The organism is Streptomyces sp. NPDC059696 (genome assembly GCF_042733745.1).
Lineage (GTDB): Bacteria > Actinomycetota > Actinomycetes > Streptomycetales > Streptomycetaceae > Streptomyces.
The window spans coordinates 44,254-64,311 of record NZ_JBHWFG010000022.1; the positions used below are offsets into that span (position 1 = coordinate 44,254).

Genomic DNA, 20,058 nt, shown 5'->3' on the forward strand with positions numbered 1-20,058 from the left:
CGTTCCAGGTCAGACCGGTCGGCTCAGTGCTCGCCGAACAGTTCGAGCAGTTCCGTGCGGCCGAACATCCGCGCGGTGTCGAGCGCCGAGGGCGTGCCCGCGCAAGGGTCGGCGCCGCCCTCCAGGAGGACCTTGATCACGTCGGTCTCGCCCTTGAAGACGGCCCCGGCGAGCGGGGTCTGGCCTCGGTCGTTCACCCGGTCGGCCTCGGCGCCGCGCTCCAGCAGCGCCCGCACCGCGTCGGAGTGGCCGTGGTAGGCGGCGAGCATCACAAGCGAGTCGCCGCGGTCGTTGGTGAGGTTGGCCGGAACGCCCGCGTCTACGTACGCCACGAGCGGCTCGGTCTGTCCCCGCCGGGCCAGATCGAAGATCTTGGTCGCCAGCTCCACGACCTCGGGGTCGGGGACTTCGGTCATCGGGCGGACCGCCTCTCCACTACGCATCGCCTCCGGTGCGTACGCCTGCGAGGGGCGCAGCCGTACGAGTGAATCGCCAGGGTACTGGCTCGCACGGCACATGACCCGATGTGCCCGAGGTAAAGATCAGCACAGACCCGGACCAGCGCGACAGGCCCGCCCGGCCGGGCCCGGGACCACTCCGCCACTCGGGGTAAATAGTCCGAATTTCACCCAGTTGCACCTTTTATCGTATGGATACATCCTGTGAGCCTGGAAGTACTCATGGTGACTGTCCCCGCGAACCAGGAGAACCCAAATGATCCTCTCCATCTCAGGTGTGGTCCTGCTCGGCATCGTCGTCTTCATCTTCTTCCGCAAGGACGGACTGAAGGCGTCGCATGCCGTGGTCGCCATGCTGTTCGGCTTCTACCTGGCCAGTACGGCCATCGCCCCGAGCATCAAGGCAGGCGGCGAGAGCCTGGCGAGCCTGCTCGGCGGAATCAAGTTCTGACGCCGCCCCCGTTCCCCGTACGCATCCCGCCCGTACGCACCCACTGGAGGCAGTAGTGGCCCGGCGCCCCCTCCCCCGCATTCTGAGCAACGGCAGCGCACAGCTCGCCCGGAGCCGGGAGCTGGCCCGGACGGCCGCCGACAGCGCCACCGACGTCCTCCACCCGCTGATCACGATCACACGGGGTCTGCGCCGGCTGGCAGCGGCCGGGCGGCGCAGATGGACCGAGACCCCCAAGGAGCGACGGGGGGCGCTGCTGTTCCTGGTGGCCTCCGTCGTCCTGGTCGTGGCGCTGGTGCCGTACGGACCGCTGCTCGCCGCCATCACCCTGATGGCGGCGGCGGCCTGGCAGGGCCGGGAGCGCTCCGCGGCGGCGCCGGACGGGCCCGACGAGTCGCAGACCCAGCGGCTGAAGTCGCTGTACGAGGCGCTCGTGCCGTACTTCTCCGCCGCCGATGACCCCGAGCCGCTGTACTCGCACGGCGGCGCGTGGGACAAGGCCTTCCCCACCTACGCCTTCGACGGCGGCGGCCGGATCGCGCAGCTGGTGGTGCGCTACCCGGCGTACTTCACCGACGGCGAGGCCGAGGCCCGCGCCCGGATCGAGCACCTCCTCGCGGCCAAGTCGGGCCGGGGCCGCGAATACCACTTCACGTGGGACGAGGAGGGCAACCAGTTGACGGTCGGTGTGCTCCTGCCGCTCCCCGTCGACATCGCCGCCCAGCGTTTCGTCACCACCCCCGGCGAGACGGTCCTGGGCTTCACCGACCCCACCCGGGTCCAGCGCACGCTCCCCGTCACCTACGGGGAGCAGCAGCGGGACGTGCCGCCGGTCGTCTGGCGCACGGGCCTGCGCTCCACCGAGCCGCACCTGCTCGCGCTCGGCCAGCCGGGCAGCGGCACCTCCACCCTGCTGCGGTCCATCGCCCTGCAGGCCCTGCAGCACGGCAACGTGGTGATCGTCGACGGCGGCGGCACCGGCGAGTACGCCTGCTTGACCGGACGGGACGGTGTCCTGGCGGTGGAGGCCGGGCTGGCCGGGGTCACGGCCTGCCTGGAGTGGGCCGCGACCGAGACCGAGCGCCGCCTGATCGCCGCCAACCGCGCCCACCAGGCGGGCGACCCGCCGCCCGCCGACACCAAGCGCCCGCTGTGGATCCTCCTCGACCGTCCGACGGCCTTCACCCACCTGGCCGCGGCGGACGGCCGCAAGGATCCGCAGTCCCTCCTCCAGGTGCCGCTGCGGCACGGCCGCCCCGCGAACGTGACGGTGGTCGTGGCCGACCAGCTGGACAGCGTGGACGCCCTCAGCGATCCGGTACGCCAGCACACCCGCGCCCGCGTGGTCCTGGGTCCGGCCACGGCCGAGCAGCTCGCCACGGTGCTGGGAGCGCCCCCGCCCACCACCTTGATCGACGAGCTCCCGCCGGGCCGCGGGTACGCCCGCCTGGGCACAGGCCCGGTCCACCGCCTCCAGGTCCCGGCCACGCCGAACCCCTACGACGACGCCACACCCGACGCTCTCTGCGAGGCGGTACTCGCCCTCCTCCCGCTCCGCACGGATCCGGCGGACGGGGAGACGATCCCCGAGCAGGAGCAGGACTGGCCGGAGAGCGAGCCGGACCCGGTACCGACGGAAGCGGAACCGGAGCCGGAGCCGAACCCGACGAAGCCGCCGGAATCGCAGACGCCCGAGGAACCGCTGCCGAAGCGGGTGCTGGTCCTGACCAAAGAGCCCGTGCCGGCCCGGGCGGCCGCCCGGGCCGAGGAGCCCGCGCCGGACCCGGTAGCCACCCCGGCCGAGGAACCCCTGCCGGAGCCGGGGGCCGCCCGGGCCAAGGAGCCTGTGCCCGACCAGGGGGTCTCCCCGGCCGGAGAACCCCTGCCGAAGCCGGTGGCCGCCCGGGGCAAAGACCCTGTGCCCGACCAGGGAGCCACCCCGGCCGAGGAACCCCTGCCGAAGCCGGTAGCCGCCCGGGGCAAAGACCCTGTGCCCGACCAGGGAGCCACCCCGGCGGAGGAACCCGTGTCGGACCAGGTGCCGGCCCTGGCCAAGGAGACGTAGCCGCGGCCGCCGTGCCGCCGGGGCGCACAGCCCCCGGCGGCGCAGCCCGGCCCCGCTCCCTACGCCCCCTCGCCCCGACGCCCCTACGCCCCTACGCCCCTACGCCCCTACGCCCCTACGCCCCTACGCCCCTACGCCACGAACGTACGCGGCGCCTCCACACTCCCCACCGCGCCGCTCTCCACGAGTTCCGCCGCCGCGGCCAGCCGCACAGCCGCCTCCTCGGCCACCGCCCCACCCACGGTGAAGGGCAGCCGCACGTACCCCTCGAAGGCCCCGTCGACCCCGAACCGCGGCCCGGACGGCACCCGAACGCCCACGCGTTCCCCGGCCTCGGCCAGCCGCGACCCGGACAGACCCCCGGTCCGCACCCACAGGGTCAGCCCGCCCCGGGGCACCTCGAACTCCCACGTGGGCAGCTCCCGCCGCACCGCGGCCACCAGCTCGTCCCGGTTCGCCCGCGCCTGCTCCCGGCGCACCTCCACGGCCTGTTCCCAGCCCCCGGTCCCGAACAGCCAGTGCACCGCCAGCTGCTCCAGCACCGGCGTACCGAGGTCGGCGTACGCGCGGGCGGCGACCAGGCTGCGGATGACGTCCGGGGCGGCCCGTACCCACCCGATCCGCATCCCGGCCCAGAAGGCCTTGCTCGCCGAGCCCACCGTGATCACCGTCGACCCGGCCGGGTCGAACGCGCACACCGGCCGCGGCATCCGCACCTCCGGGTCGAGCCACAGCTCGCTCATCGTCTCGTCGGCGATCAGCACCGTGCCCGCGGACCGCGCCGCGTCCACCAGCCGCCGGCGCTGGTCCTCGTCCGCGAGCGCCCCGGTCGGGTTGTGGAAGTCGGCGACGACGTACGCGATGCGCGGAGCGGCGTCCCGCAGGACCTGCCGCCAGCGGTCCATGTCCCACCCCGAGAGCCCCTCGGCCATGGCGACGGGCACCAGCCGCGCCCCGGCCTCCCGCATCAGCTGCAGGATGTTGGCGTAGGAGGGCGATTCGACGGCGATGCGCTCCCCGCGCCCGGCGAACAGGTGGCAGATGGCGTCGATGGCGCCCATCGCGCCGGTCGTCACCATGATCTGCTCGGGCATGGTCGGGATCCCGCGGGCGGTGTAGCGCTGGGCGATCATCGCCCGCAGCGCGGGCAGCCCGGCGGGATAGTCGCCGTGTGTGTGCGCGTAGGGCGGAAGCTCCTCCAGGGCGCCCTGGACGGCTCGGGTGAGCCAGGGTTCGGGAGCCGGGAGGGCGGCGCAGCCGAGGTCGATCAAGGAGCCGAGGGCCTCCGGCGGCAGGGGTTCCAGCCCGCGCGCGGGCAGTGGGTTGCCGGCCGGAACCGCGGTCCAGCTCCCCGCACCGCGCCGGGACTCCAGGAACCCCTCGCTGCGCAGCGCCTCGTAGGCGGCGGCGACGGTCGTACGGCTGACGGACAGGGAGAGGGCGAGTTCGCGCTCGGCGGGCAGCCGGGCTGCCACCGGGACGCGCCCCTCGAGCACCAGCAGGCGGATGCCGTCCGCGAGCGCGCGGTAGGCCGGCGGACGGCGGGTGCCGGGGCCCGCCGGGCGGTCCTGCTGGGAGCTGAGGAGCCGGGCGAGCTGTGCCGCACCCACGGCCGAGGTCCATTCCGCCATCGAAATCAGTCCACCTTCCCCGGATTGGCCATGGATGGCCTCTCCATCCAAGCCACATGGTGGCATGCATCAGTCCACTACCACCACAGGGGGCACATCATGTCCACGCGGGGGCATCTCGCCCGGCGGCTCGTCCAGCTCTACGCCGGTCTCGCGCTGTACGGCGCCAGTTCGGCGCTGCTCGTCCGGTCGGGCCTCGGGCTGGAGCCCTGGAACGTGCTCCACCAGGGTCTCGCCGAGCGGACCGGGCTGTCGATCGGTGTCGTACTGACCCTGGTGGGGGCCGTGGTGCTGCTGCTCTGGATCCCGCTGCGGCAGCGGCCGGGCCTGGGCACGGTCTCCAACGTGCTGGTCATCGGCATGGCGATGGACGCGACACTGGCCCTGGTCCCCGACGCGCACGGCCCGGCGCCGCGCGTCGCGCTGATGGTGGCGGGGGTCGTCCTGAACGGCGCAGCGACCGGTCTGTACATCGCGGCCCGCTTCGGACCGGGCCCGCGCGACGGCATCATGACGGGGCTGAACCGGCTCACGGGCGTCTCGATCCGCCTGGTCCGCACGGGCGTCGAACTCACGGTCGTGGCGACCGGCTTCGCCCTCGGCGGCACCGTCGGGATCGGCACTCTGCTGTACGCCCTGGCGATCGGCCCGCTCGCCCAGTTCTTCCTGCGCCTGTTCGCCGTCCCCGCGGCATCCGGCGGCAGCAGGGCCGTTGCCGCCGGTCAACCCCGAGGGGCGATACTGCGTCTGTGACCCCCCGGATACGCCATCCCTACCTCGACCATCCCGGCCCGATCGCCTTCGCCCACCGGGGCGGGGCCGCGGACGGCCTGGAGAACACGACCCGGCAGTTCCGGCGTGCCGTCGAGGCGGGTTACCGGTACATCGAGACCGACGTCCACACCACCCGGGACGGCAGGCTCGTCGCGTTCCACGACGCGACGCTGGACCGGGTGACGGACGGCGCGGGCCGGATCGCCGACCTGCCGTGGCACGAGGTACGGCAGGCCCGCGTGGCGGGCGAGGAGCCGCTCCCCCTCTTCGAGGAACTCCTGGAGACCTTCCCCGACGTGTGCTGGAACGTGGACGTCAAGGCGGAGGCGGCGCTGCTGCCCTTCCTGGACCTGGTCGGGCGGACGGACTCCTGGGACCGGATCTGCCTCGGGTCGTTCTCCGAGGCGCGGGTGGTGCGCGCCCAGCGGCTGGCGGGCCCGCGCCTGGCCACGTCGTACGGCACGCGGGGCGTGCTCCGTCTGCGGCTGCGCTCCTGGGGGCTGCCGGCGGCGGTGCGCCGCTCCGCGGTGGCCGCACAGGTCCCGGAGGTCCAGTCCGGGATCCAGGTGGTGGACCGGCGCTTCCTGCACGCCGCCCACGCGCGCGGGCTCCAGGTGCACGTGTGGACCGTCAACGAAGCCGAGACCATGCACCGGCTCCTCGACCTGGGCGTGGATGGCATCATGACCGATCACATCGACACACTGCGCAAGGTCATGGAGGACCGCGGCGTCTGGGTCTAGCCCCCGGGCACGTCGCCTCCGCGCGTTCACGGGGAAGCGAGGGCACGGGTGGGCAACGACACCGTGCGGACACCGCCGGCCGACGGGGCCGCGGAGCTGAGACGCGAACAGCGCGGCTGGTACTTCTACGACTGGGCCTGCTCCGTCTACTCGACGAGCGTACTCACCGTGTTCCTCGGTCCTTATCTGACCTCGGTCGCCAAGTCGGCCGCCGACCCGGACGGGTACGTCCACCCGCTGGGCGTCCCGGTGCGCGCCGGGTCCTTCTTCGCCTACTCGGTGTCCCTGTCGGTGATCGTGGCCGTGCTGGTGATGCCGCTGGTCGGTGCCGCCGCCGACCGCACCGGCCGCAAGAAGCCCCTCCTCGCGGCCGCCGCCTACACCGGCGCCGCGGCCACGGCGGCCATGTTCTTCCTGGACGGCGACCGCTATCTGCTGGGCGGGGCCCTGCTGGTCGTCGCCAACGCGGCGCAGTCCGTGGCGATGATGCTCTACAACTCCTATCTGCCGCAGATCGCGCCGCCCGAGCAGCGGGACGCGGTCTCCTCCCGCGGCTGGGCCTTCGGCTACGCGGCGGGCGCGCTGGTCCTCGTGGCGAACCTGGTCCTCTACACCGGGCACGCCCGCTTCGGCCTCTCCGAGAGCGCGGCGGTGCGCATCTGTCTCGCGTCGGCCGGCCTGTGGTGGGGCGCGTTCGCCCTCGTCCCGCTGAGTCGGCTGCGCGATCGCCGGACCGCCGGCCGGGAGGCGGCCCTGCCGGGTTTCCGGCAGCTGGCGGCGACCGTCCGCGACATGCGCCGCCATCCGCTGACGCTGGCCTTCCTGCTCGCGTACCTCGTCTACAACGACGGCATCCAGACGGTGATCTCCCAGGCCTCGGTCTACGGCTCCGAGGAGCTGGGGCTCGGCCAGTCCACCCTCATCGGCGCCGTCCTGCTGGTGCAGGTGCTGGCGGTGGCGGGCGCGCTGGCCATGGGCCGGCTGGCCCGGACGTACGGGGCCAAACGCACGATCCTTGGGTCACTCGTCGCGTGGACGGCGACCCTGGGGGCCGGGTACTTCCTGCCGGCCGGGGCACCGGTGTGGTTCTTCGTCCTGGCCGCCGGGATCGGCCTGGTCCTGGGCGGCAGCCAGGCACTGTCCAGGTCCCTCTTCTCCCATCTGGTCCCGCCGGGCAAGGAGGCCGAATACTTCTCGGCGTACGAGATGAGCGACCGCGGGATGAGCTGGCTGGGGCCGCTGCTGTTCGGGGTGACCTACCAGCTGACGGGGAGCTACCGGGACGCGATCGTCTCGCTGGTGGCGTTCTTCGTCGTGGGATTCGCCCTGCTCGCCCGGGTTCCGGTGCGGCGTGCGATCGGCGCGGCGGGGAATCCGGTTCCTGACAGGATTTAGCACTCGGAGCGAAAGGGCTGTAGTGTACGCGTTTGGCCTGCCAGGCGTACCGTTACTGCGCGTCAAAGATGCCGAAACGCTGGGTTAGATCTGTTATCAGATGTGACAAACCGGGCGCTGGTGGGTACAACAAGGGCGGCTACGACGGCGACGCATGACCCGGAACGGGACTCGGAACGGGAATCTTTACCGCCGACCGGACGTTGACCGGATGACGACGACAGCGACACCTGTCCTGTGGGCGACAAGCCCGGGAGGCACGATTCATGAGTGAGCGAGCTCTTCGCGGCACGCGCCTCGTGGTGACCAGCTACGAGACGGACCGCGGCATCGACCTGGCCCCGCGCCAGGCCGTGGAGTACGCATGCGAGAAGGGGCACCGGTTCGAGATGCCCTTCTCGGTCGAGGCGGAGATCCCGCCGGAGTGGGAGTGCAAGGTCTGTGGGGCCCAGGCACTCCTCGTGGACGGCGATGTCCCTGAAGAGAAGAAGGGCAAGCCCGCGCGTACGCATTGGGACATGCTGATGGAGCGGCGCACCCGTGAGGAGCTCGAAGAGGTCCTCGAGGAGCGCCTGGCGGTGCTGCGTTCCGGTGCGATGAACATCGCTGTTCATCCCCGTGACAGCCGCAAGTCGGCATAGTCCCCCCAGGGGCCTGGCCCGAACAACAGCGCATCACAGGACCGGGGGCGCCGTACGAGAAGTACGGCGCCCGCGGTCCTGTGTGTGTCCGGTCCGGAGCCCGGTTCCTGCACGGGCCCCGGACCGGCTCAGTGCGTCAGGGGCGGGCGCGGCGGCTGGGGGGTGTCGCCCGGCTCGTCCCTGATGACCTCGCCCTGGACGACCTTGCCGTCGGGCCGGTGGATGCGGGCCTGCTGGAAGGCGCCGCCGAAGGAGCCCGCGCCGGCCTCGCGGAGCTTGCGCTCGAACGTGCGCTCCGCCGAGCGGCTCACGATCTTCTGGACCGGCGGCAGCAGCAGGAGCAGGCCCACCGCGTCCGACACGAGACCGGGGATCATCAGCAGCAGGCCGCCCAGCATCATCAGGCCGTTGCCTTCGCTGTCGGTGCGAGCCGCCTCCGGCATCACTCCGCTCTGCTGCTGTTGCAGCGTCTCGGAGAGCTTGCGGAAGGCTCGCCGCCCGGCCCGCTTGATGACGACCGCGCCGAGGACGATGCCCGCCAGCAGCACGAGGAAGACCACCAGCCCGCTGGTCGCCCCCGCGACCAGCGTGAGCAGCCAGATCTCCAGCACGAGCCACGCGGCGACACCCAGCGGCAGGAACGTACGCAGCCGGGAGCGCTTGGGCCGGGCAGGGGGCAGCGGGGTCTGAGCGCCAGTCGTCATGCCCCCAGTGTGCCTGGCCCCGGCTCAGGGCGGGATAAGGCCGCCATCAGCTGTTTCTGTGACGGCCGCCCCCTTGAACGGCCGCCCCTGTGGACGACCGCCCCCTTGAACAGCCGCCCCCGTGGACGGCCGCCCCCGTGAGCGGCGGGCGCTCACGCCTTGGCGGACTTGCCCCCGCGTCCGGTGACCTTGCCGACCCGCTCCCCCACGCCCCACGCCGTGACGCGCCACAGCGCCTCGACGAGGATGTCGCGGCTCATCTTGGAGTCGCCGAGTTCGCGTTCGACGAAGGTGATGGGCACCTCGATCACGTGGTAGCCGGCCTTGACGGCGCGGCGGGCCAGGTCGACCTGGAAGCAGTACCCCTGGGAGGCGACCTCGTCGAGGCCGAGCCCCTCCAGGGTCTCGCGGCGGAAGGCACGGTAGCCGCCGGTGATGTCACGCAGCGGCAGATCGAGCGCCAGCCGGCTGTAGAGGCTGCCGCCCCGGGAGATCACCTCGCGGGACTTCGGCCAGTTCACCACTCGGCCGCCCGGCACCCAGCGCGAGCCCAGCACCAGGTCGGCGCTCTTGAGGGCGGTGAGCAGACGGGGCAGCTCCTCGGGCTGGTGGGAGCCGTCGGCGTCCATCTCGATCAGCACGCCGTAGTCGCGCTCCAGGCCCCAGCGGAAGCCCGCGAGGTAGGCGGCGCCCAGGCCTTCCTTGCCCTTGCGGTGCAGCACGTGGACCTGGTCGTCCTCGACGGCCAGCTCGTCGGCCAGCTTGCCCGTGCCGTCCGGGCTGTTGTCGTCGGCCACGAGCACGTGCGCCTCGGGGACGGCCTTGCGTACCCGGCCGACGATGCTCTTGATGTTCTCCGCCTCGTTGTAGGTCGGGATGATCACCAAGGCCGTGCCGAGCGGGCCGAACTTCCTCACCTGGGCTTCTCCCGCGAGGGTCCCGTCGCCGTCGTTCACTGCTGCCCCTTCATGTTCATACGCAGGGGTCCACCATAGTGGGCCCCGCCTGCGATGACGTGACAGGACGTTCGAATCGTGGTGTCGAATCCGAAAGACGGGGGCAGCAGGGCGCCCCGGGGTGCGGACGTGCGGCGGATGGGGGCCCGGCGCCCTTCGGGCCGACCTGGGATCCGCTGGCTGCGGATCGACCGAAAGCCGTTGTCTACTGAGCGCGCGGGCCCCACCCGGGTCACACCTCCCCGACCGGCCGGAACGTTCCCTCGGCGCTGCGCCGGCCTGAGCCTGGCTCCCAGTGACGGTGCCCCGGTGCGGCACACCGTCCCTGACCCGGCGGCGCCGCGGCGAGTGCTCGGACGTTCCCCGGTCGGGCGTCCGGTGGTGGACTCGGCCGAACCTACCGGCCCCCTGCGGCCGCCTGTCAACAGCCGTTCGACCTGCGCATCTCTCACCAAAGCCCTGGTCAGGGCCGAGGATGCGCAGGTCGCGCGACGGGGGCGCGGCGCACGACTTCATGCGCGCCACCCCCGTAGATCACTCGCCCGGCCCTACGAAGACCGTGCGTCCGCCCACCACGGTGCGCAGACAGACGGGCAGGTCGTGGCCCGGGGTGAGGTCGGGCAGGCCGGGGGTGCCGGAGCGGGGATCCGTCGACCAGCGGGCGACGCGGTCGTCCGGGGCCTGGACGACGAGTTCGCCGGTGCGCCAGACGGCGTAGTCGGCGGGGGCGCCGGGGACCAGAACACCCGCGTCGTCCCGGCCGACGGCCCGCCAGCCTCCGCGCGTGTGCGCCGTGAACGCGGCGCGCACGGAGACGCGATGCTCCGGTGTGCGGTGGAAGGCGGCGGCCCGGACCGTGCCCCAGGGGTCGAGCGGGGTCACGGGGCTGTCGGAGCCGAAAGCGAGCGGGACACCGGCGCGCAGCAGGGCCGCGAAGGGGTTCAGACCGCGAGCCCGCTCCGCTCCCAGGCGCTGTGCGTACATGCCCTCCTCGCCGCCCCACAGGGCGTCGAACGCGGGCTGCACCGAGGCCGTGAGGCCGAGCTCCGCGAAGGCGGCGACCGTTTCCGGGGTGAGCATCTCGGCGTGCTCGACGCGGTGCCGGGCGGCCCGGACCCTGGCGAGTCCGACCTTCTCGGCGGCGGCGCGCACGCCCTCCACCACGGCGTCCACGGCCGCGTCGCCGATGGCGTGGAATCCGGCTTGCAGACCCGACTCGGTACAGGCCACGACGTGCGCCGCGACCGCTTCGGCGTCCAGGTAGGCGATGCCGGTGTGACCGGCGTCGGCGTACGGCTGGTGCAGACAGGCCGTGTGCGAGCCGAGGGCGCCGTCGACGAACAGGTCTCCCGCGGCGCCGGCCGCTCCCAGTTCCCTCGCCTTGGCGACGTCCTGCTCGGCCCAGTAGCCGACGATCCGCGGCCCGGGTGCCTCCCCCGCGAGGCGCAGCAGGCCGGTGAAGTCGTCCTCGGAGGAGATCTCCGGCCCGGCGCACTCGTGGAGCGTGCCGATGCCGAGCGACGCGGCGTGCGCGAGCGCGACGCGCTGCGCCTCGGTGCGCTGCCGGGGCGTCACGGCCGCGAAGGCGGCGGCCCGCACGGCGTGGTGGGCGGCGGCGGTGAGCGGTCCGTCCGTCCGGGCGGCGTCGGGCACCAGATCGAGCAGGGCGGTACTCACGACCGCCGAGTGGACGTCGATCCGGCTGAGGTAGAGGGGCCGGTGTCCGGCGGCCTCGTCGAGCTCGGCCCGCGTCGGGGGCCGGCCTCCGGGCCAGCGGGCCGCGTCCCAGCCGTGCCCGAGCAGCACCCGGTCGTCCGGGCGGGCGGCGGCGAAATCCCGGACGAGGGCGAGGGCGGCTTCCAGGGTGGGGGCGCCGGAGAGGTCGAGCCCGGTCAGGGCGAGCCCCGTCGCGGTGGTGTGCACATGCGCATCGGTGAACGCCGGGGTGACCAGTGCCCCGTCCAGGTCGACCACCTCGTCGACCCCGTCCGCGAAGGCGTCGGCGGCGCCTTCGGACCCCACCCAGGCCACCTGCCCGCGCTCCACGACCATCGCCGTGGCGAAGGGGTCGGCAGGGCTGTGGACCTCTCCACGGCGGAGGAGAACGGTCTTGGGCGGGGCGGTGGACTCACTCATGGAGCACAGTCTCACAGGGGCGAGGGGCGACCCCCGCATCAGGGGCGCGGGGAACCGCGCGCACAACCCCGCACGACCCGCACCCCCAACCGGCGACCGGGCGGCGACCGGCGGTCAGATCCGCGGCGGTCGCGCCTCGTACGGCGTGGACAGCACCACCGTCGTCCGCGTCGACACCCCCGCCAGCGACCGCACCCGTGCCAGCAGCTCCTCCAGCTCGTGCGGCGTCGCCACCCGCACCTTCAGGATGTAGTTCTCGTCGCCGGCGACGCTGTGGCACGCCTCGATCTCCGGCACGCCGGCGAGCCGGTCCGCGATGTCGTCCGGTGCGCTGGGGTCGAACGGTTTCACCGAGATGAACGCCGTCATCGGCAGCCCGACGGCCTCCGGGTCGACGACAGCGGCGTAGCCCCGGATGACGCCCCGCTGCTCCAGTCGCCGCACCCGCTGATGCACGGCCGAGGTGGACAACCCCGTGGCCTTGCCCAGGTCGGTGTAGCTCATCCGCCCGTCCTTGACGAGCAGCTGCACGATCTGTCGGTCCAGCTCCTCCATGGCGCAAGAACCTACAGTGCGGTTGATCTCCTCGGATACCTGAGCGGCCCGGCCCAGGCCCGGTTTCGCGAGGGGGCCGGCGGACGACGGTCAGCCGTCCGGGGGACAAACACACCGCAGCGGACACCCAGACGGGACATGTGACGAACGCCACATGGCTCGAACAGGCTCCGTAATGTCTTCGTGATTACCACCCAGGGGGGACGGGAAGTGCTTGCTGTGGTCGAGGCCGCAGTGCCTGATACGGCCCAGCCCGAGGGGGAGAACCCAATGCAGAGTCTTAAGCGCCCTGGTCGCACCGCACCCAAGCGGCAGCTCGTCGTCGAGCCCGAGCCGGAGGGCGTCGAACGCGACGCCTACGACGACGAACTCGACGCCTACGACACGTTCGAGATGTTCCGGGTCGTCTGCCCGGACTGTGCGCAGCCCATCGCCCTGCTGGCGGACGAGGAGGTTCTGCCGGAGCACGCGCTGTGCGCCTCGCCGTGGAACCCCTTCGGACTGACGGTCTGCGCCGGAACCGGCCGCAGGGCCACGGACGCCCGTCCCGCGGACGAGTCCGTGGAACCCCAGGAGCAGGACACCGCACTCCTGTTGACGCTCCCTCAGGGGCTCGACTGGCGAACCCAGCCGTTCTCGCACGTCGGCGGTCCGGGCTCACGCCCCATCAGGGTCCCCGTCATGCGCCGCCAGGCGGCCTGAGCGCGGGCCCTCCTCGCCCGACCGCTCCACTTCCGCAGCCGAACCGCACCACGACCGGCAGGACGCCGTGGTGCGGTCCGACACGCCCGGAGCGGATGCCCGACGCCCGCCGGAAAGCCGGGAACGCGCACCGGACACACGCGGGCGCACGTTGAGCGGCACGGGAACGCGCACCGGACACGCGGGCGCACGCTGCGCGACACCGGTCGACGACACCGGGCACGCGACGCCGGGCGCACGCGGGCGCGCATCGCGACACACGCGGGCGCGCAACGCGCGTACAACCGGACGGCCGGCCCCGCGCACGGCAGTGAACGAACGCCCGATTCCACCTTCCGGTGACCTGTCCGGGCTTCGCCGCGTTGCCCGGGTATGACCCCCATCTCCTCAGCGACAGGGCGTCAGCGCCTCCTGTACGTCCCGCCGCCCGCAGAATCGGTTCGGCCGGCTCCGCCCCGCTACCAGGACCCGCCGATCTACCGCGACCTGATGCGCGCCTGGGCCGAAGGCGGCCGCACCCTCCCGGGCCGGCACGACCCGGAGTGGATGCGGCTCGCGGCCCCCTGGCGGGGCCTCGACCAGTTCAGCGTCCCTCTGGACCCACGAGATGGCGGGCGATGACCATCCGCTGGATCTGGTTGGTGCCCTCCACGATCTGCAGCACCTTGGCCTCGCGCATGTAGCGCTCGGCCGGGAAGTCGGCGGTGTAGCCGTAGCCGCCGAGGACCTGCACGGCGTCGGTGGTGACCCGCATCGCCGTGTCGGTGCAGTGCAGCTTGGCCATGGCGGCCTGCTTCGCGAACGGCCGGCCGGCGTCCTTCAGCCGCGCCGCCGCGAGGTAGAGCGCACGGCCCGCCTCGATCTGGGTGGCCATGTCGGCGAGCATGAAGCGCAGCCCCTGGAAGTCGGCGATCGGCTTGCCGAACTGGCGGCGCTCGGCCGCGTAGGTCACCGCCTCGTCGAGCGCGGCCTGCGCCACGCCGATCGCGCACGCCGAGATGCCGAGCCGCCCCGAGTCCAGCGAGGACAGGGCGATCGCGAAGCCCTGCCCCTCCTCACCGATGCGGCGGTCGTCGCCGACGCGGACGCCGTCGAAGTGGACCTGCGCGGTGGGTGAGCCCTTCATGCCCATCTTCTTCTCGGGCACCGCGGCGCTCACGCCCTCCGCGTCGCCCGGCACCAGGAAGGCCGTGATCCCGCGCGGCCCCTCCTCGCCGGTGCGGGCCATGACCGTGTAGAAGTCGGCGATCCCGCCGTGGGTGATCCAGGCCTTGGTGCCGGTGATCACCCAGTCGTCGCCGTCGCGCACGGCCTTGGTGCGCAGGGCCGCCGCGTCGGATCCGGAGTGCGGCTCGGAGAGGCAGTACGCGCCGAGCAGGCCGCCTCCGAGCATCGCGGGCAGGTGCTCGACCTGCTGCTCCTTGGTGCCGTGGGCGGCGAGGGCGTACGAGGCCAGGGAGTGCACGCTGACACCGAGCCCGACGGTGAGACGGGCCGCGGCGAGCTCCTCCAGGACCTGGAGGTAGACCTCGTAGGGCTGGTCGCCGCCCCCGTACTCGGAGTCGTAGGGCAGACCGAGCAGTCCGGAGCGGGAGAGGAGGGTGAACAGCTCGCGCGGGAAGCGGCCGGCGTCCTCCTCCTCGGCCGCCTTCGGGGTGATCTCCTGCTGTGCGATGTCGCGCACGAGTGAGATCAGGTCCCGGGCCTCCTCCGTGGGCAGTTGTCGGTCCACCGGCTGCGGGGCGCGGTCGGGCATGGCGACGCTCTCCTCCCTGTCGGGCACTGGCGGACGGGCCCATGGGTGGGGGCGACGCCGCCGGGTCGTTCTGGTGCCTGGCCGATGCTTGCAGTCCCGGGTCTCGGAAGCTGCTGACCAGCGGCTGTGCGCTGTGAGTATGCCCGATCGGAGGCATCCCGTCACCAGTTAACGACCGCTTACTTCAAGAAAGGGCCACATGCGTCCGGGGCGGTGAAATTGGTCCGCACCATTGACCCAACTGGTCTAGTCCTCCTACTGTTTCGCTCCACCGATTCACCGCGTTCATGCCAATCGGCGCGCGTTCCCCTCTCCCCACGAGGAGACACCGGATGCACACCCCCCACCGTTCCCGCTTCCGGACCATCCTGTCCGCGGCCTGTTGCGCCGCCCTCGGCGCCGGTCTGCTGGCCGGCGCGGGCACCTCCGCCACCGCGGCGACCTCGGCTCAGGAGGCCGCCGCAGCACAGCAGGCCGCTCCCCGGGCCGAGGCCGCCGGATCCAAGGTCATCGGGTACTTCACCGAATGGGGCACCTACGACCGCAAGTACTACGTCAAGAACATCGAGACGTCCGGCTCCGGCAGCAGGCTCAGCCACATCAACTACGCCTTCGGCAACGTCACGGGCGGCAAGTGCGCCATGGGCGACGGCTACGCCGCCACCGACCGGACCTACACCGCCGCCGAGTCCGTCGACGGCAAGGCCGATACCTGGGACCAGCCGTTGCGCGGCAATTTCAACCAGCTGCGCAAGCTCAAGCAGAAGCACCCGAACCTCAAGGTGCTGTGGTCCTTCGGCGGCTGGACCTGGTCGGGCGGCTTCGGCGAGGCCGCGAAGAACCCGGCCGCCTTCGCCCAGTCCTGCTACGACCTCGTCGAGAACTCCAAGTGGGCCGACGTCTTCGACGGCATCGACATCGACTGGGAGTACCCGAACGCCTGCGGCGCCACCTGCGACACCAGCGGCAAGGCGGCCTTCCGGAACCTGGTGCAGGCGCTGCGGGCGAAGTTCGGCTCGCGAAACCTCGTCACCGCGGCGATCACCGCCGACGCCACCCCGGGCGGCAAGATCGACGCGGCGGACTACGCGGGCGCCGCCCAGTACGTCGACTGGTACAACCCGATGACCTACGACTTCTTCGGCGCCTGGGACGCCGCCGGCCCCACGGCCCCGCACTCTCCGCTGACCTCGTACCCCGGCATCCCCAAGGCGGACAACCACAGCTCGGCGACCATCGCCAAGCTCAAGGGCCTCGGCATCCCCGCCTCGAAGCTGCTGCTCGGCATCGGCTTCTACGGCCGTGGCTGGACCGGTGTCACGCAGGCGGCACCGGGCGGCACCGCGACCGGCCCGGCGGCGGGCACGTACGAGCAGGGCATCGAGGACTACAAGGTGCTCAGGACCACGTGCCCGGCGACGGGGACGGTCGCCGGTACGGCGTACGCCAAGTGCGGTGCCAACTGGTGGAGTTACGACACCCCGGCGACCATCGGCACCAAGATGGACTACAAGAACCGCCAGGGCCTGGGCGGCACCTTCTTCTGGGAGCTGAGCGGCGACACCGCGAACGGTGAGCTGATCAAGGCGATCAGGTAGGGCACGACGACCGGGGCGGAGCGGCCGCGGCGGCCCTCCGCCCCTCGCTCACAGGCCCCGGCGCGCGGGCTGCGGCGCCGGGTGGGCGGGGTCGAGCTCCTCGATCGCGCGCAGGGCACCGCCGAGGGTCTTCACCAGCAGTTCGCACATGGTGTCCCGGGCCAGCTCGGGACGGTCGATCCATTCGAGCGTGGCGCCCTCGACGCCGCACACCCAGGACAGCAGGCCCATCCGCGCCAGCGGGGTGATGTCGGCACGGCCGTACGCGCCCTCGGCGATCGTGGCCACGACGGCCTCGCGCACGCCGTCACGGATGGCGTGCACCTCGGTGTCGAAGCCGACGCCGCCGCTCACGATCGTCCGGTAGGCGGCATGGTTGTGCTCGGCGTAGCGCAGATAGCTGTCGATGGTGCGCTGGACCCGGTCGACCGGGGGCAGTTGCAGACCGCTCGCCGCGAGGGTCAGCAGCTCGGCGACCGAGTCCTGGACGATGGCCAGGTAGTAGCCGCGCTTGGACTGGAAGTAGTAGTAGATCAGTCCCTTGGCGACGTGCGCCTGCCGGGCGATGTCGTCCATCGACAGGGCGTCGTAGGACGTGTCGGCGAACAACCTCCGCCCGATGGCGATGAGTTCGGCACGGCGCGCCATCGAGCGCTCGGTGCCGCGGGCTCTGGGGCGCGCGGCAGGCTGGGGGCTGATATTCAATTTCGACCCTGGTCTCAACGGGCGGGGTGGGACCTCCGCAGTATGGCAGGCCTCACTCCCGGGCCGTGGGTCAGGTCACAGCAGCCCGAGCCGGGTCACGAGCATCGCGACGACCACGACGAGGGTCCAGCCCAGGACGTGTTCGACGATCTTCGGGCCGTCGTCACGGGGGCCGCCGGTGCGGGCGCGGAGGACGGTGGCTGACAGTGCGGTCATGGCTTCTCACTGGGTCGCTGGTGCGGACGGACTCCCCCCGGGGTCCGTCCACCTTGCCAGCCGAGCCGGGCCCGCGGCCGTAAGGCCGGTCACACGCGGACGCCCACCGCCGCCAGTGCCCTGCGCTGGGCCGCGCTCGGGCGCGCCGGGAAGTACAGATAGCAGACCCCGCCGGTGCCCGAGACCACCTTGCCGGAGGCGTTGTACCTCTTGGTCCTGAGCCAGATGTTCTCCCATTCGCGCCGCCGGTAGACGCGCCGCACGGCCTCGTTGGTCGCCGAGAACGGGTCGTTGGCGATCACGTCGCCCTCGGCGGTGAAGCCGACGACGGTCATCAGGTGTCCCGCGGTGCCGTACCCGGCACCGGTCAGCTCCTCCTTCAGGAACGACTGGGAGGTGATGGCCGGGACGCCCGCGGCGATCAGCGTCTCCAGGTCGGTGAGGGAACCGAGCCGGGTGACGACGCCCTGCAGGTCCTTGAACGTGGCCGCGTAGGCGGCGTTGAACGGCCAGTTGCCGCAGCCCGCGTACTGGTAGTCGTAGGTGAAACGGGCCGCGTGGCACACCTGCGGGTCGGCGTACGCGGGATCGACCCAGTCCAGCTGCCCGTCGGTGAGGCGGCCGCCCCAGTACTCGATGATCATCTGGGAGGACGTCGGGCTGCACCAGGCCTCGCCGCCGTTGTCGTACTCGGGGTACTGGCCCTTGTGGATCTCCTGCGAGTACCGCGGGACGGCCAATTCCTTCGCCACGCCGGGCCTGGAGGCCGGGACGGTGAACCGGTCGGGTACGTCGGAGCCCATCGCGCCGAGCCGCCACACGGTGGGGGTGAGCGTGGTGCCGGGCTTGCGGTAGAGGGTCAGGCGCAGCCGGTAGGAGACGAGACGCAGGCCGGTCGACGGCTCGTCGATCGCCAGCGTGTCGGTCCAGACGCTGCTCCTGCCGTCGCTCTGGCCGTCGACCGAGGTGCGCCGGATGTCCCGGTCGCCGGCCGCCCAGCGGCCCATGACGTACCACGGTGTGCCGGAACCGTCGGTGTAGGTGCCCTTGATCTCGGCCTGGATCCAGGTGCCGGCCGGTGTGTGCGCGTTCCAGGAGACGATCGCCTCGGTCGCGGGGACGGCGAGCCGGTGGGCGGGGGACGTCCAGGTGCCGTACTCCCAGGCGGCGGTGGTGCCGGTGTGCGGGTCCGTGTACCGGAACGTCCCGGCGGCCTTCGCGATCACCACGCCCGGGCGGGCGCCCGCCACGGCCCGGGTGCCCTTCGCCGTGCCGCCGGACCAGTCGCCGTAGGAGAACCAGAACCGGTTGTCGACGGTGCGGGCGGGGACGGCACGGGCGGGGTCCACGGTGTCGGTCGTCATCGGAACCTCGGGGTCGGCTGCCGCCGGACCCGCGCCCGCGGCGACGGCGGCGGCCACCGCGGCGGCCAGGACGGTTCTGCGGGACGGCTGTTCGGCTCTGCGCATGGCGGGGCCCCCGGATGTCGGAGTCGGGCAGGTGCGGGGCAGGTCCGTGCACGGCGGTCGCATCCGTGCGTGCGCCACATATGAGCACAGCCCGCCCTGTCCTGCCAGCACTTCGACGCGTGCCGCGCCCACCAATATTGGCGTCGACCAGTGGCGTCCGGGGCGGACCCGCCGGCCTGCGGCATCCTCGGCGCGCACGCCCTCGTTAGAGTGCGCAGCGAGATGAATCCGTCCTTCCGCCCCGCGCCGGGCCCCGCCGTCCGCGATCTGGCCGCCCGGATCCGCCGCCTGGCGCCCTCCTGCGGCCCGGTCCGGCTCGTCGGGGTCGACGGGCACGCCGGATCCGGGAAGAGCACGTTCGCCGGAGAGCTGGCCGCGGCGCTGGGCGGTGTGCCGGTGCTGCGCCTCGACGACGTCGCCAGTCACGACGCGCTGTTCGACTGGACCGGCCGCCTGCTCGACCAGGTCGTCGAGCCGTTCACCCGGGGCCGCACCGCGCACTACGCCCCTTACGACTGGACGGCCCGCCGCTTCGGCCCCCCGCGCGCGCTGCCGCCCGCGCCGGTGGTCCTCGTCGAGGGCGTCGGCGCGGGACGCCGCGCGCTGCGCCCGTACCTGGCCCTGCTGCTCTGGATGGACCTGCCACCCGAGGAGGCCTGGGCGCGGGGCCGCTCACGCGACGGGGAGGAGCAGCGGGAGTTCTGGGACGGGTGGGTCCCGGCGGAACGCCGGCATTTCGCCGGCGACCCCTCGCGTCCGTTCGCCGACCTCCTGGTACGGCAGCGGGAACAGGGATACGAGGTGCTCAAGGGGCCTGCTGGGATGGTTGGACCGGACCAGCCCCTCACGGACGGTGACGGTCCGCCCGCTGTGTGCTGAACTTGTGAAAGGCCTTGCGGGGCAACTTGCCGGAGTGCTTCAACTCGGCTTGACCGCTGGGCCGTACAGGTCTTACGTTCTCAATGAGCGGCATCGGAGCCGCCCACAGACGCGAAGCCCCCGGTTGTTCCCCCGTGATCGGGGGCTTCGTTCTGTCCTCTTTCGGTTTTCCGGCCGCCGCCGGGCGCCGAGCGCTCACCCAGTGTCATCGCGCACGCGTCCGC

At 72.4% G+C, this 20,058-nt stretch carries 19 protein-coding genes; 9 read left to right on the top strand and 10 right to left on the bottom strand.

What is annotated here, in order from left to right; all coding sequences use genetic code 11:
* Positions 1-23 precede the first annotated feature (23 nt).
* Entirely contained in the window at positions 24-416 is a 393-nt protein-coding gene (locus ACFV20_RS23565; RefSeq protein ID WP_385659417.1) for an ankyrin repeat domain-containing protein, read from the bottom strand.
* 298 nt (positions 417-714) lie between these two features.
* Here ACFV20_RS23565 and ACFV20_RS23570 point away from each other — a divergent pair, with 298 nt between their 5' ends.
* Positions 715-909, top strand: coding sequence for a hypothetical protein (locus ACFV20_RS23570; protein WP_030843336.1), 195 nt, complete (start codon positions 715-717; stop codon positions 907-909).
* 55 nt (positions 910-964) lie between these two features.
* On the top strand, positions 965-2,974 hold the full coding sequence (locus ACFV20_RS23575) for a hypothetical protein (RefSeq protein ID WP_385659419.1): 2,010 nt from the start codon (positions 965-967) through the stop codon (positions 2,972-2,974).
* Between the two features lie 131 nt (positions 2,975-3,105).
* Here the strand turns inward: ACFV20_RS23575 and ACFV20_RS23580 are convergent, their stop codons facing one another.
* A complete protein-coding gene (locus ACFV20_RS23580; protein ID WP_385659421.1) occupies positions 3,106-4,605 on the bottom strand; it encodes a PLP-dependent aminotransferase family protein in 1,500 nt (499 codons plus the stop codon).
* Positions 4,606-4,704: 99 nt separating this feature from the next.
* On the opposite strand from ACFV20_RS23580, the gene ACFV20_RS23585 reads away from it, so the two are divergent.
* The 4 genes from ACFV20_RS23585 to ACFV20_RS23600 all read left to right on the top strand — a co-directional run bounded on the left by ACFV20_RS23585 (position 4,705) and on the right by ACFV20_RS23600 (position 8,158).
* Positions 4,705-5,358: a YitT family protein gene (locus ACFV20_RS23585; protein ID WP_385659422.1), complete on the top strand. Its 654-nt coding sequence runs from the start codon at positions 4,705-4,707 to the stop codon at positions 5,356-5,358.
* The gene (locus ACFV20_RS23590) at positions 5,355-6,122 is read left to right on the top strand and encodes a glycerophosphodiester phosphodiesterase (RefSeq protein ID WP_385659423.1); all 768 of its coding nucleotides are present in this window, start codon (positions 5,355-5,357) and stop codon (positions 6,120-6,122) included. The genes ACFV20_RS23585 and ACFV20_RS23590 overlap by 4 nt, the downstream gene beginning before the upstream one ends.
* A gap of 48 nt (positions 6,123-6,170) precedes the next feature.
* Complete coding sequence (locus ACFV20_RS23595; protein ID WP_385659425.1) at positions 6,171-7,517, top strand: MFS transporter; 1,347 nt, start codon at positions 6,171-6,173, stop codon at positions 7,515-7,517.
* Between the two features lie 266 nt (positions 7,518-7,783).
* Positions 7,784-8,158, top strand: a complete 375-nt coding sequence (locus ACFV20_RS23600) for an RNA polymerase-binding protein RbpA (protein ID WP_030247095.1) — start codon at positions 7,784-7,786, stop codon at positions 8,156-8,158.
* A gap of 128 nt (positions 8,159-8,286) precedes the next feature.
* On the opposite strand, the gene fxsA is transcribed toward ACFV20_RS23600, so the two are convergent.
* The 4 genes from fxsA to ACFV20_RS23620 all read right to left on the bottom strand — a co-directional run bounded on the left by fxsA (position 8,287) and on the right by ACFV20_RS23620 (position 12,509).
* A complete protein-coding gene (gene fxsA, locus ACFV20_RS23605) occupies positions 8,287-8,862 on the bottom strand; it encodes an FxsA family membrane protein (protein ID WP_385659426.1) in 576 nt (191 codons plus the stop codon).
* 152 nt (positions 8,863-9,014) lie between these two features.
* Positions 9,015-9,818: a polyprenol monophosphomannose synthase gene (locus tag ACFV20_RS23610; RefSeq protein WP_385659428.1), complete on the bottom strand. Its 804-nt coding sequence runs from the start codon at positions 9,816-9,818 to the stop codon at positions 9,015-9,017.
* A 534-nt stretch (positions 9,819-10,352) separates the two neighbouring features.
* Complete coding sequence (locus tag ACFV20_RS23615) at positions 10,353-11,954, bottom strand: amidohydrolase (RefSeq protein ID WP_385659430.1); 1,602 nt, start codon at positions 11,952-11,954, stop codon at positions 10,353-10,355.
* Between the two features lie 114 nt (positions 11,955-12,068).
* Positions 12,069-12,509, bottom strand: coding sequence for an Lrp/AsnC family transcriptional regulator (locus ACFV20_RS23620; protein WP_006136660.1), 441 nt, complete (start codon positions 12,507-12,509; stop codon positions 12,069-12,071).
* A 270-nt stretch (positions 12,510-12,779) separates the two neighbouring features.
* On the opposite strand from ACFV20_RS23620, the gene ACFV20_RS23625 reads away from it, so the two are divergent.
* Entirely contained in the window at positions 12,780-13,211 is a 432-nt protein-coding gene (locus tag ACFV20_RS23625) for a hypothetical protein (RefSeq protein WP_385659433.1), read from the top strand.
* Between the two features lie 583 nt (positions 13,212-13,794).
* On the opposite strand, the gene ACFV20_RS23630 is transcribed toward ACFV20_RS23625, so the two are convergent.
* Positions 13,795-14,967: an acyl-CoA dehydrogenase family protein gene (locus ACFV20_RS23630; protein WP_385659435.1), complete on the bottom strand. Its 1,173-nt coding sequence runs from the start codon at positions 14,965-14,967 to the stop codon at positions 13,795-13,797.
* Positions 14,968-15,299: 332 nt separating this feature from the next.
* Here ACFV20_RS23630 and ACFV20_RS23635 point away from each other — a divergent pair, with 332 nt between their 5' ends.
* Positions 15,300-16,565 (top strand): glycoside hydrolase family 18 protein, encoded by a 1,266-nt coding sequence (locus tag ACFV20_RS23635; RefSeq protein WP_385659436.1) that lies wholly within the window; start codon positions 15,300-15,302, stop codon positions 16,563-16,565.
* 48 nt (positions 16,566-16,613) lie between these two features.
* On the opposite strand, the gene ACFV20_RS23640 is transcribed toward ACFV20_RS23635, so the two are convergent.
* From ACFV20_RS23640 to ACFV20_RS23650, 3 genes are all read right to left on the bottom strand, one after another.
* Positions 16,614-17,270 (bottom strand): TetR/AcrR family transcriptional regulator, encoded by a 657-nt coding sequence (locus ACFV20_RS23640; RefSeq protein ID WP_385659438.1) that lies wholly within the window; start codon positions 17,268-17,270, stop codon positions 16,614-16,616.
* A 75-nt stretch (positions 17,271-17,345) separates the two neighbouring features.
* Positions 17,346-17,486: an SCO1431 family membrane protein gene (locus tag ACFV20_RS23645; RefSeq protein ID WP_385659439.1), complete on the bottom strand. Its 141-nt coding sequence runs from the start codon at positions 17,484-17,486 to the stop codon at positions 17,346-17,348.
* An 89-nt stretch (positions 17,487-17,575) separates the two neighbouring features.
* A complete protein-coding gene (locus tag ACFV20_RS23650) occupies positions 17,576-18,955 on the bottom strand; it encodes a peptidase C39 family protein (RefSeq protein ID WP_385659441.1) in 1,380 nt (459 codons plus the stop codon).
* A 222-nt stretch (positions 18,956-19,177) separates the two neighbouring features.
* Here ACFV20_RS23650 and ACFV20_RS23655 point away from each other — a divergent pair, with 222 nt between their 5' ends.
* Positions 19,178-19,834 carry a uridine kinase gene (locus ACFV20_RS23655; protein WP_385659442.1) on the top strand — a complete coding sequence of 219 codons (657 nt, stop codon included), beginning with the start codon at positions 19,178-19,180 and terminating at the stop codon, positions 19,832-19,834.
* Positions 19,835-20,058 lie beyond the last annotated feature (224 nt).

Excerpts from the sequence above, each read along its gene's own strand:
- ACFV20_RS23630 (WP_385659435.1), bottom strand. The coding sequence starts at position 14,967 with ATGCCCGACCGCGCCCCGCAGCCGGTGGACCGACAACTGCCCACGGAG.
- ACFV20_RS23585 (WP_385659422.1), top strand. The coding sequence starts at position 4,705 with ATGTCCACGCGGGGGCATCTCGCCCGGCGGCTCGTCCAGCTCTACGCC.
- ACFV20_RS23635 (WP_385659436.1), top strand. The coding sequence starts at position 15,300 with ATGCACACCCCCCACCGTTCCCGCTTCCGGACCATCCTGTCCGCGGCC.
- ACFV20_RS23615 (WP_385659430.1), bottom strand. The coding sequence starts at position 11,954 with ATGAGTGAGTCCACCGCCCCGCCCAAGACCGTTCTCCTCCGCCGTGGA.
- ACFV20_RS23620 (WP_006136660.1), bottom strand. The coding sequence starts at position 12,509 with ATGGAGGAGCTGGACCGACAGATCGTGCAGCTGCTCGTCAAGGACGGG.
- ACFV20_RS23625 (WP_385659433.1), top strand. The coding sequence starts at position 12,780 with ATGCAGAGTCTTAAGCGCCCTGGTCGCACCGCACCCAAGCGGCAGCTC.
- ACFV20_RS23580 (WP_385659421.1), bottom strand. The coding sequence starts at position 4,605 with ATGGCGGAATGGACCTCGGCCGTGGGTGCGGCACAGCTCGCCCGGCTC.
- fxsA (WP_385659426.1), bottom strand. The coding sequence starts at position 8,862 with ATGACGACTGGCGCTCAGACCCCGCTGCCCCCTGCCCGGCCCAAGCGC.
- ACFV20_RS23570 (WP_030843336.1), top strand. The coding sequence starts at position 715 with ATGATCCTCTCCATCTCAGGTGTGGTCCTGCTCGGCATCGTCGTCTTC.
- ACFV20_RS23655 (WP_385659442.1), top strand. The coding sequence starts at position 19,178 with ATGAATCCGTCCTTCCGCCCCGCGCCGGGCCCCGCCGTCCGCGATCTG.
- ACFV20_RS23650 (WP_385659441.1), bottom strand. The coding sequence starts at position 18,955 with ATGCGCAGAGCCGAACAGCCGTCCCGCAGAACCGTCCTGGCCGCCGCG.
- ACFV20_RS23565 (WP_385659417.1), bottom strand. The coding sequence starts at position 416 with ATGACCGAAGTCCCCGACCCCGAGGTCGTGGAGCTGGCGACCAAGATC.
- ACFV20_RS23645 (WP_385659439.1), bottom strand. The coding sequence starts at position 17,486 with ATGACCGCACTGTCAGCCACCGTCCTCCGCGCCCGCACCGGCGGCCCC.
- ACFV20_RS23600 (WP_030247095.1), top strand. The coding sequence starts at position 7,784 with ATGAGTGAGCGAGCTCTTCGCGGCACGCGCCTCGTGGTGACCAGCTAC.